The sequence below is a fragment of the Sphingomonas jatrophae genome (assembly GCF_900113315.1).
In the GTDB taxonomy this organism is placed as follows: Bacteria; Pseudomonadota; Alphaproteobacteria; order Sphingomonadales; family Sphingomonadaceae; genus Sphingomonas_P; species Sphingomonas_P jatrophae.
The window spans coordinates 584,869-596,961 of the sequence record NZ_FOZG01000001.1 but is presented as its reverse complement, the minus strand read 5'-3'; the positions used below and the strand labels follow the sequence as shown (position 1 = coordinate 596,961).

2 protein-coding genes are annotated in these 12,093 nt (G+C 72.4%); both read right to left on the bottom strand.

Features of this window, described 5'->3' with window-relative positions; translation table 11 throughout:
* Positions 1 to 25: 25 nt before the first annotated feature.
* Positions 26 to 10,114 (bottom strand): hypothetical protein, encoded by a 10,089-nt coding sequence (locus tag BM360_RS02765; RefSeq protein WP_131819164.1) that lies wholly within the window; start codon positions 10,112 to 10,114, stop codon positions 26 to 28.
* Between the two features lie 11 nt (positions 10,115 to 10,125).
* Entirely contained in the window at positions 10,126 to 11,964 is a 1,839-nt protein-coding gene (locus BM360_RS02760; protein WP_242653285.1) for a ShlB/FhaC/HecB family hemolysin secretion/activation protein, read from the bottom strand.
* Positions 11,965 to 12,093 lie beyond the last annotated feature (129 nt).

Here is a 12,093-nt window from a genome sequence, read left to right as displayed (position 1 = left end):
CGGGGAAGGCGGCGGAGGGCAAGCCTTACGGCGTCACGCCCTCCGTCGGGATCGGGCAGCGCGGATCGCCGGATCCCGCCACGCAATTGTTCGGCTCGCCCGTCCAGAGATCGTCATTGCCGGTGCTGGTCACGGGCTCGTCGATCGGCGGAGCGAAGCCATAGCCGGTAAACTCGCCCGTCTGGATCAGCGGCTCGACGATGCGGATCAGCCCGCCCGTGACCGGATCGTCGACCGGGTTGAGCGCCTCACCGATCGTGTCCTGCACCGGGAAGAGCGGCGGTTGCACGAAGGGCGTGTCCACCGCGTCGAAGCGGCAGCCGCCGCCTGCGATCAGGCAGCCATTCGCGGTCGATCGAGGATCGAGCAATGCCGCCTGCGTGCCCTGTCCACGGATCGTCAGCCGCGGGATCACCGCCGCCCCGCCCGCATCGGCAACCCGGCCGTTGACCACCACCGTGGCGCCCGCTTGCAGCGCAGTCAGCGTCACGCTGTTCGCGACGAACCCGGCGCGCGCCGCCGAGCCGAGATCGCCTGCCGTGCCGCTATTCTGCACGAACAGGCCGGAGCCGAAGCGGAACTCGATCGCGTTGGCGCGCAGATAGCCGCCGGGCACCTGGAAGTCCGCCTGGCCCAGCCGCGCATCGCGCGCATCGGTGCCGGCCGCGGCGGTCACATCCGCGGCGGCACCCGGCGTGCCGGCGAAGATGGACTGTCCGGCAAGCAGCAGCCGCCCGCTGCCCGCGTCCAACGATGCGCCCGGCGCCGTGATGTCGAGCCGCGTGCCCGCAGCCAGCGACAGCAGATCGTTCGCACCAGCCGACGCCAGCACCAGCGCGCCGCTCACCGCGATCCGGCCTGGCGTCTCGACGATCAGCGCCGCATTGCCGCCATAGAGCCGCGCTGCCGAGCTGCCTGCCGATCCGGTCAGGGTTGCCGAACCGATCGCGATCTCGCCCGGTGCTGTCACCCGCAGCGTCTGTGCCGCCACCGTCTGCAGTTCCGCTGTCTCCAGCGCATAACTGCCGGTCACGCCGCTGCCGATGGCGGTCATGCCGCTGCCGCTGTTGATGAAGCGCACCTCGGCCGTGTCGGCACCGCGGCCGATCCGTGCGGCCGTGCCGATCGCCACATCCGCCGACGCGATCGAGACCGTGCGACCGAGCGCCTGCCCGTTCAATCGCGCCACGCGACCGGCCGAGACGACCAGATCATCGCGGGCAGCGACGTTGCCGCTCAGCGTCGCATCGGTCGCGGCGGTCACGCGGATGTCGCCGCGTGCCGCGCCGGTGCCCGCTGGCTCCGTCGATGCGTCCGCCAGCGTGACCGCCCCGCCGCTGCTCGCAAGCAGGATCGACCCGCCGGCACGAGCCCCCGAGATGGCGAGATCACCCGTCGCGTTAACCGTCGCATCGCCGCGCGTCGCCACGAGGCTGGCGAGCGTCAGCGGACCGCCTGCGTTGAGCGTCACGCTCCCGCCACTCGCCCGCGCCACGCCGCCGGCACGCAGATCCTCTCGCACCAGCAGGTCGCCGCCCGCCGTCAGCGACACGTCTCCGCCGCCGACCACCCGATCGAGCGTCATCGCGCCTCCGGCCGCCAGCGTGACCGGTCCGCCACTGGTGACCCGACTGCCTGTCAGGTTCCCGCCACGCGAGGTCATGCTGGCCGCCCCCGCCGTATCGACCGTCGTGAAGGTCAGGCCGTTCTGAGCCGTCGCGTCGAGCGACCCGGCGCTGACACCGCCACGGAGCGCGATACTCTCCGCCGTGAGCGCCATCGCCCCGCCGGCACTTGTCGCGCCATCGAGCGCAAGCGCACCACCGGCCATTACGATCGCGCTGCCCGCGACTGCCAGTCCGCCGCCACGCACGCCGCCCGATGCCTCAAGCCGAGCGTCGCCGCTCCGCGTCCTCACGGTGCCGACCGTCAGGTCACCGCCGCGTGCCGCCAGCGCCGCTCCCGTACCTGCAGTCACGTCGCCGAGGGTGGCGGAGCCCGCACGGCTCTCCACCGTCACGGTCAAGCCACCGCTCAGCGCGCCACTGCGCACCGGCCCAGCCTCCGCGATCAGCGTCACCGCGCCGCCTGCCTGCACCGCGCCGCTGGTCAGCGCTCCCGCTGTCGCGACATCGACCGTGCCGCCTGTCAGCGTTCCGAGATCGGCACTGGCACCGCGCACCAGCACCGTGCCGCCAGCCTCCACGGCGGCCGCCTGGACGAGCCCCGTGGCGTTCAGCCGCACATCGCCGCTGCGCGCCCGCAACGGGCCTGCGGTCACCGCGCCGTCGCTCGCCGTCAGCGCGATGGCGCCGGCCGCCGTCAGGCCACCTGCTTCGACGGTGCGGCCGTCCACCCGGATCTCCTGCGGATCGCTGCCGCTGCCGCCCGCGCTGCCGAGTGCCGCCGTCTGCGTCGCACGGATGCGGACCGCACTGCCATTCGCCGTCTCGGCCCGCGCTACCCGTGCATCGCCGCCATTTGCGGTGACGATCGCGTCGCCCGCGCCGACCGAAAGCAAGGTGTCGATGACGACCGCGCCGGGCACGTCGATCTGCCCCGCCAGCCGCACGCTGCCGTCCTCGGCCAGCGTGTTGACCCGGCCGGCAGTACGCAACGTGCCGACACGCAGATCGCCCGTGCCGACGAAGAGCCCGAGATCGTCCGTCGAATCGAAGGTGGCGCCCGCCGCCTCGATGCCCTGCGCCGCCAGGATCGTGAAACCGCCCGGCCGGCCCTCGCCACCATCGATGGCGACGCCGCCGCCCCGCAGCACCGCCCCTGCACCGGCGCTGACACGCCCTTCGAGCGATTGCAGGCGGAACAGCTCCGACCCGCCATAGCTGTCGTTTCCGGCCAGCGTCAGATCGCCGCGCGTCCGGATCACCGTCTGCCGATTGTCGAAGCCGCCGGCGATGCGGACGCGGGTCGGCAGCTCGCCATCGCCGCTCAGGCCGCCGATCAGCAGGGTCCGCGCGGTCAGCACGCGATCGAGGCAGACGCTGCCCTCCAGGCAGTCGCCGCTCAGTTGGCCGCCATCGTCCTGCGGCACCGCGTCGCCGACGGGAGCATTATCGATCGAGACGATCAGGCTGCGCGCCGCCAGCGGCTGCGATGCGCGAACCGCTCCGGCGCCGATCACCAGCGCGCGTGACCCGGCCGACACCGCACCATCGATCAGGATCGACGCCACTTCACCCGCCGGCTTGTCATAGCCGACCTGCTGCCGTCCGGCGGTCAGCCGCACGCCGGCATCGGCGATGCCGGTCTCGAACTCGGGATCGAACGCGAAGAGCGGATCGGTGGCGCCGGACACGCGTCCACCCGAGCGGATCAGGATATCGTCGCCCGCATCGATCGTGACCAGATTGGCCGAGCGCACCTCGCCCCCCGCCTCGACGATCACGTCCCGTCCCGCGGTCAGCTCGGCCGAGGCGGCGCCGGAGACGAGACCGGTCACGGTGATGCTGGCATCCGCCAGCGGCTGGGGCACGAAGTCGAACTGCCCGGCGCTCCCCGCGACGATGACGACGCGGCCGCCCTCGACCACGCTTTCGCCGTCAAAGGCAGGCGCATCGGCGATTGCGGTGCCGACCCGCACGTTGCCGAGCGAGTTGATGTCGATCCGGTTGCCCGCGAACAGCGCGTCGGCATTGGTGAAGCCGAACGAGGTGAGCGCGATGCGGCTGTCGGCCACGATCCGGCTGCCCGGCTGAAGATCGATACCGGTCGAACTGGTCATGGACACGCTGGATGCGCGCAGCGTCGGCACGGGGCCTGCGGACGGCTGTGCGTGCGTGGCGCTGATGACGCCATCGGCCTGGAGGTTGACGCTCTTGGCCGAGAGGATGCTGGCAGCGCCTACGGCGCGGAGACGGATGCTGCCGGCCACCTGCGCGTCCAGCTGCTCGAAGCTGACTTCGCCATTGCCCGCCAGCACGTCGAGGGCAGGGGTGCCATCGTCCTGGCCGACCGTCCAAACGTTCGTCTGGCCGAAGCGGATCGCCCCGCCATCGGCACCGCTGCGTTCGTTCAGGATCGCGATATGCCCGGTCAACCCGCCCGCACCATAGCCGTTGGCATCGGTGCCTGCCTGTCCGATGGCGCTCAGCTGTGCCGTGCCAACCGTGATGACGCCGGCCGGTTGCCCGGCCACGTCGCGTGCGGTGAAGCGGATGGTGCCGCCTGCGCCGCCACCGGCCACGCCGTAAGCCGCAGTCACACCGGGGCCTGACGGTTGCGGCGCGCCGGTGCCACCCGGGCGGGCGGAGCCGCCGTCGGCCGATGCGGAGAAATCAATCGCGCCGAGCGTCACCGTACCGCCCGCTGCGCTCACGTCGATCAGGCCGCCGAGTGCGTTGCCGCCGCTGCCGCCGACCCCGCCGGTGTCGCCGAACTGGGTGCCGTCGCCGCCCGATCCGCCGCTGCCGGCACGCGCATAATTGTCGAGGAACAGGATGGAGCCTGCCCCCTCACCGCCGTCGATCGACAGCGTACCGCCATTCAAAGCGGCGATCGCCACGGTGCTGCCCGTCGCATCGCCACCACGGCCGCCCGCGCCGCCGCGTCCGCCGCGGGCGCCATCGCCGCCTGCACCACCGATGGCGGCGGTGAAGAGGTTGACCGTCGTCAGTGGCAAGGCCCCACCGTCGGCTGTGAACCGCACGATACCTCCGGTCGCTGCGCCGCCAGTGCCGCCGGCGCCGCCATTGCCCATGCCGCCAAGCCGGCTGATCGCGGATCCGCCGTCGCCGCCCACCGCGGTTGTCGCCACGTAGAGGCCGGTCGAGCTGAACGTGCCCCCCTGCGCCACCGCCATCGCGGCCGTGCCTGCCGTCGCGCTGCCGCCATTGCCGCCGACATCGCCGTCGGCACCGTCGCCTGCTGCGGCGGACACGTCCGCCTGGACGAAGCGGGTGGAGACGCCCCCGCCGCCGCCCGCGCGCATGGTCACGCTGCCGCCAGTCGCCGCACCGCCGCTGCCGCCCGCACCATTGCCGTTGCCGCCGGACGTCTGGCCATCGCCGCCCGACCCGACCGCCCGCAGGCTGACGCTTCCCGCCCGGATCTGACCACCGCTTGCATCGACCAGCACGACGCCACCGCTGCCGCTGCCGCCATCGCCGCCGAGTGGTGAGCTGCCATAGCCGACTTCGATGATGCCGCCGCCATAGCCGCTCGCATCGATGCTCAGGTTGCCAAGATCGAGCGTGCCCGCCGCGTTCGTCACCGTCGCCGTGCCGCCCTGTCCGGCGCCACCGCGGAAGCCGAAACCGCGACCGCCGCGGCCGCTGACGTCGATGGTGGTGCCGGTTCCTCCGGCGAGGGTGCCGCCGGTCGCGCTCACCGTCACCGTACCGCCGGCACCCGAGCCGCCTGTCAGCTGGCTGGTGCCGGAGGAGCGGGTGCCGCCTGTGCCGCCTGCGACAAGGCTGAGCGAACTGGTGCGTAGCTCGCCCGGTGTCGCGCCATCGGCAGCTACCACGACGTCGATCGTGCCGCCCTTGGCGGAGCCGGCAGCACCCGACCGGGTGCCACCGCCGCCCGCGCCGACATCAACATTGAGCGCACCGCCAATCCGGATCGCGCCACCGCTCGCGCGGACGACACCGCGGCCGCCGCCGGCAGAGCCACCACCGTTGCCAACGCCGCCGACGCCGCGCCCGTCTAGGGTAAGGGCCGGGGTGGTGGTGACGACTGCGCCGCCGGACGTGCTGAGCTCCACCGCACCACCGGTGCCGCTGCCGCCGGCAGCGCCAGGCGACGTTCCACCAGTACCACCCGTACCGACCGCGTTGATCGCGATGCTTTCGGACACGTTCAGCGTGCCTCCGGTCAGCGCGATGCGAGCCGCGCCCGCCGCGCCGGCGCCACCGCCGGCAGCGCTGCTGGTACCGCCGAGTGCGTTGCCGCTCAGCGACAGGCGAGCAATCCCGAACGTGGCCGCGCCGACCAGTTCGGCCGTACCCCCCGATGCGCCGCCGCCGGCAGCGGTGCCGCTGCCGCCCGCCGCATTGGCGGCCAGGCTCACGCCAGCAGCCGTGATCGCGCCGCCGGCTCCACTCAGCCGCGCGGTGCCGCCGCGGGCGATACCGGCGGTGTTGCGCACGTCGCCTGCCGCCGCATCCGCCGGCACGCTGCCACCCTGCGCGCCGGCATCGAGCGACAGGGTCGTGACGAGGATCTGGCCACCGATGGTGCCGGTCTGTGCCAGGGCAGTGGAGGCGTCGGCGTCGCCCCCCCGTCCGACACGTCCCCCAGCGCTGTTCGCACCGCCGTCGCCCCCGTTTGCGCCCGCGAGCACGATCAGCGACTGAGCGCTGACCACGCCCTCCGTGAGCAGGCTGGCCGAGCCGCCGGTCGCGTTGCCGCCGGCTCCCGCATCATAGGGGCCGCCCGGTGTTCCGGGCGTCGCCGCGCCACCGACAGCGCCCAGACCGCGCGCGTCGAGGGTGATCGCGGTCGCAGTCATGCCGCCCGCGCCGACAGCCGACGAGATCGTTCCGCCGCGGCCATCGCCCCCGATGCCACCCGCACCATAAGCGTTCGCTGTGATCGAGCCGCCGATGCCCCGCGCGAAGATGTCGGTTTGCGCGAGCGCCAGAGCGGCCGCGCCCGTGGTCAGCGAAACCGTGCCGCCGATGCCTGCGCCGGCCGTTCCCGCCGTGGCGTTCGCACCGCCGCGCCCGTCGGCGTCGAGCAGGGTCGCGCCGGCTACTTCGATGCGCCCGGAGTCCGCATCCAGCCGCACGGTTCCGCCGGTGCCGTCGCCAGAGATGCCCCGCTCGGGCGTGTCGGACGTTGCCAGGCTCGCCCCGCCGACACCCGCGGCGCTGATGGTCAGCGAGGGTGCGCGCACCTCGCCGCCATTCCGCAGCGTGAGCGCCGCCGTGCCGCCCTGGCCAGCCGATGCGGCGCCGCCGCCCAGTGCTTCGCCACCCGTGCCGCGCGCGGCGATCAGCAAAGGCGCCTGCGCGATCAGCGTGCCGCCGTCCGCCAGCACCTCCGCCGTGCCGCCCTGCGCAAGTGCCGCAACAGCGCCACTCCCGCTCACCGCGTCCGCCAGAATCGAGGTCGCGCCGGGCACGGTCAGCGTGGCGCCGCCGGCCAGTTCCAGCCGCGCGGTGCCGCCATAGGCGCCGCCCGGCGTGGTCGCCGCTTCGCTGCGCGCGCGGGCGCTGACCGTCAGGCCGGCCGGGAGAGCCTGCGTCACGCCATCGAAGCGCAGCACCGCGGTGCCGCCGACGGCATTGCCGCTCGTGTCGCCATTGCCGGTCGAAGCTGCGTCCGCGCTCAACGCGAAGGTGGCGTCGGGTGCGACGGTGAAGCTGCTGTCCGGCCCGACCGTCAGCCGTGCATCGCCACCCTGCGCATCCTGCGGCCCCGTTGCCGGCGGCGCGGCGCGAGGCGCGAACATCGGCACGGCCGGATCGAACTCGCCGGCATCCGCATCGATCGAGAGGCTGTTGGCGATGGTCAGCGTGCCGCCGGCCACCGTCACGCCGGCGCTGCCGCCCCTGCGCGGTCCGCCGGAGAGCGCTTGTGCCGACACGGTCAGCGCGCCGATGTCCGCCCGGCCGCCGCCCTGCACCAGCATCTGCGCGCTGCCGCCGCCTACGGATGCAGGCAGACCGCCCTCGCCACCGTCGAAGGAGCTATAGGCGTCCGCACCGATACGGAGCGTGGTGGCGGTGAGCTGGCCGCCATCTTCCACCGTCAACAGCGTGCGACCGCCCTGGCCGACGCCGGCCACCGCGGGGTCCGGATAGCTGTAGCCGGCATTGCCGCCCTGTCCGGCCGCCGAGAGGTCGAGCGAGCCATAGGCGCCGGTGACGTTCATGCTGCCGCCGCTGCCGATGCGGAGGCTCGTCTGGCCGCCTGTGCCGTTGCCGCCGTTGCCGGCCGTACCCGTGACGCCGGTCTCACCGTCATAGCCGCCGTAGCCACCGAAGCCGCCTCGGCCATAGGCCGACTGGCTGAGCGCGTCGGCGGTCAGCGCGCCGGCGGCTACGTCGATCAGCGTGGTGCCCGCGGTGGCGGAACCGCCGACGCCGCCGATGCCGTTGCCATAGCCGCTCTCGATATCGCCGCCGCTGCCGCCGAAGGCGTCAACGGAAAGGTTGAGGCTGTCGAAATCCAGCGTGCCGCCGGTGCCGGTCACCGACACGCGCCCACCGAAACCGGTGCCACCGGTGCCGCCCACCGCGCCACTACCGCGTGCAGAGGTGCCGCCGCCGCCCTGGCCAATCGCCTCAGCCGTCAGCGAGCCTGCGGAGAGCGTACCGCTCGCCGCGGCAAGCGTGATGGTGCCGCCGGTGCCGGTCGCACCTCCGCCGCCATAGCCATAGGCCGACAGATAAGCACTCGGCAGCGCGAGTTCGCGCGTGACGCCGTCCGGCAGGGTGCCGGTGCCGCCGACCGCAAGATCGATCTGCCCGCCCGTGCCCGCGCCCGCAGAGGAGCTGCCCTGCGCCTGTATGTCGAGCGACTGGCCGATGCGGATCGACCCGTCCGTCGCGCTCAGCACCGCGGTGCCGCCGGTCGCCGCGTTGCCGGTGCCATCGGCAGAGCCGTTCACGGTGATCCGCGTCGTGCCGCCGGTGATCGCGACGGAGCCGCCAGTCGCGACGATCTCCGCCCGGCCGCCGGTGACGCTGCTCGTGCCGCTGACGCTCGCATCGGCGACGAGCCCGCCGCCAAGCGTCACCCGGCCACCGCTCTGCGCGCCGACATGGACGAGCGCGGTGGGGCTGACGCTGGTGGACGCGTCCATTCGCGTGGCCCCGCCAATGCTGACCACGCCGCCGCCGGTGGCATCGATCCGCAAGGCAAGATCCCGCGCGCCGTCCGACTGGTCGCCGGGCCGCGTCAAAGTCAGCGCGCGGCCCACCGTCAGCGAAGCACCATCCTCGGCCGACAGAGCGATCGACTGCGCCGCACGCAGCTCGACAGTGCGGTCGAAGCGCAGCGTATCGCTCGTGGACGCCGCGTCATCGCCAGCGCGAGCAATAACGCCGCCACTCGCATTGGCGGATACGTCGGAGCTGAACGTCCCGGCTCGCATGGCTATGGACGCGCCAAGGGGGGACGACGGCGTGTCGAAGCGCGCGGCGACACCGCCGCTCTGTTCGACCAGCTGCGCACCGCTGCCGGCGGAAAGGACCACGATGCCGTTCTGCACGCTCGTGTCCGTCGCAGCGGCATAGCCGGCCGTGCCGCTGACCAGCATCGTCACCGCATCGTTGCGTGGCACTGCGACCATGAAGATGCCGCGGTTCGTGCCCGCGGGGCCGGTGGTGGACCCGCTATGCTCCAGCACGGCATCGCTGCCCGTCGCGCTCGTGCCCTGCGACACGTCGATGTCGAACAGGCCGCCGTTGATCGTGATGTCCGCCGCGTCCGCCGCGACATAGGCGACGGAGCCGTTGACCGTCGCGCTGCCGCCCATCCGCACGCGGGGCGCCACCATCGCGAGATAGCTGCCCGCCTCGGACAGGTTGATCTGTGCGCCGGGCTGGACGGTCACGCTTGCGCCCGCAATTTCCGGCGCGCCAAGGCTGATCGTGCCCGCGCCGGGGGTCGCGGGATCGAAGTTCGGCCGATTGGCGGTGAGCAGCAGGCTGCCGACATCGAACCGCCCGTTCGGGCCGATGACGATGCCGCCGGGGCTGTAGAACCACACCGCACCGCCACGCGGGCCACCTTCGCCGCGCAGATAGCTGCTGGTGACGCCGTTCAGCACGACGGCACGGCCGTCCGCGCCCGGATTGATCCGGTTGAGCACGGTATAATCCTGCCCGGGACCCTGGAACACCGTCTCGGTGCCCGCTTCCTGGAAAGTCACCGTGTTCTGGCGCACCGGCCCGCCGGCACCGTTCCACGTCACCGCATTGTCGGTCGTCGGGCCTGTCGCGGTCCAGTCGACGATCGCCTTGGTGCCGGTGACGGTCACCGTCGTGCGGTTCGCCGCCGTGCTGACGCTGGCGTTCACCGTGCCGGTGACGTTGCCGAGGTACGACTGCGCCACTGCGGGCTGCCCCATTGCGGCAAGCGCCAGCGCGAGCGGCGCACAGCCGGCGAGCAGGGGTCGGCGGATGTTCAGCTTGCGTGCCATCGGGGCCTCCATCACCGGGTCCAGGGGAGCAGACGCGTCGTCAGCGAGACGAGCAGCCGCACGTCGCCGCGGCGATCCGATCCGTTGATCTTCTCGAGCGGGGTGGCCAGCGTCACGTCGAGCCGGGCACGGTCGCCGTAAGCGACGCGGGCGCCGATGCCGGCGGAGAATAGCCGCTGTGGATCACGCTCCAGTGGCGCGACGGGTTGCCGGCGGTTCCACACCCAAGCCGCATCGAAGAAGCCGTAGGGCTGTACCGCGAACGCGTCGCGCGCGGTCGGCACGGCGCGGCCGATGCGCAGTTCGGATTGGAAGCCGATGCCGCGATCGCCGAGGATCGAGCCGGGATCATAGCCGCGCCCGACCGTGTAGTTGCCGCCCGAGAATTCCTCGTAGGAAAGGAGCGGCCTGGACGAATATTGCGCGCGCGGTGCCAGCACGAAGGCGATGTTGGGCACCGGCCGCACCTCACCCACGCCCGAGAAGCGGACCAACGCCGCCTGCGGACGTCCCTCCACCCGGCTGAGCGGCACCGCCCCCGCGGTCAGGCAGGCGGTGTAAGGCGGCGCGCCGCAGCCGTCGCTCGCGCCGAGGATGCCGAGCCCCTTGCGCACCTCCAGCGACCCCGCAAGCCGCCAGCGCGGTTCGGCCGAGGAATAGCCCGCAGTGCTGCGGATCGAGCCCGCATCCATCAGGTCGAAATCGGCCCGTGCATAAGCGGCCCGGATGCGATCGCGCGTCAGATCGATACCGGCGAGCCGCACGTCCTGATTGATCGCTTCGAAGCCGAGCGCGCCGCGGAGCGTCCCCGCCTCGCGCCGGACGAAGGGGTAGGACAGCTCGGCCCCCGCGACCATCGTCTCCGCCTTCAGCCTGCCGCCGACGATGTCGGGATCGGGCCGTGTCCAGGCATAGGTGAAGCGTCCGCCGAGCGTCAGTCCCTCACCGCCAAGACGGATGTCGTAGCCGGCCTGGAGCACGTTCTGCTCCTTGAAGTCGGCCGTACCGAAATAGCCGAGCGTCAGGCGATCCCCCAGGCCGAGCAGGTCATAGGCCTCACCGCGGATCAGCCCGCCGAACCGGCCGACGTCGCGCGATCCGTAGTTCTGCACGTTGACGTCGAGGGCGACTGGCGTGCGCACCACCGCCACCTCACCGATCACCTCGCCGGGTGCGCCGTTCGCCGGCTTGAGCGTCAGCCGCACGTCATAGCCCGGAATGTCGCGTGCCAGCAGCAGATAGCGCGCGGCGGTCTGCTCGTTGAACACCGGCTCCTCTGTCAGGCGGCGGAGGTAGGCGGCGATCAGCGCCTCGGACTTGCCGGGATTGCCGCGCACCTGCACCGCCACCAGCTTGGCCATCAGCACGTCGAAGTGGACGACGCCGTTCTCGATCCGTTGCGGCGGCACCTGCACCGCGGCGAGATAGCCCTGGCGACGCAGGATGGTGGCAGCCGCATCGCGAATCTCGCAGACCGTCGCGATCGGCACCGTCTTGCCACGATAGGCTTCCCAGGCGGAGGCAAGCGTCGCGGGATCGACGATCTTGAGATTATCGAACACCACGTCGTTGACGGTGATGGTGACGCCGGCAAACCGCTCCTGCGCGAGCGGGCAGGGGGCACGCTCCACGCCGCCCTCGACACTCAGCCGGGACGGCTGCTGCGCCGTGGGGCCGGTCGGGATGCGGTTTACCTCTTCGCGCGTCGGCACGGCGGGTGCTGCTGTCTGCGCCCCTGCAGCCGCCGGCAGGCCGACAAGCGCGAGCAGCGCCGCGCCGAGCGGAGCATGGCCGGCAAGGCGTCGCCGCGGGGTTGCACGCACAGGGTCGGTTGCCTCGGCCACGATCACGGACGTCCCCCTTCGTTGACGGTCGCGCATGCGCGCCGCCTGATCCTTTCAGCGGACCTTGCGTCCGGCCTCGCTTTATCGTCGCCCCGCAAATGCCTGCGCGGCCATTGACCCTGTTGCCGATTGGCT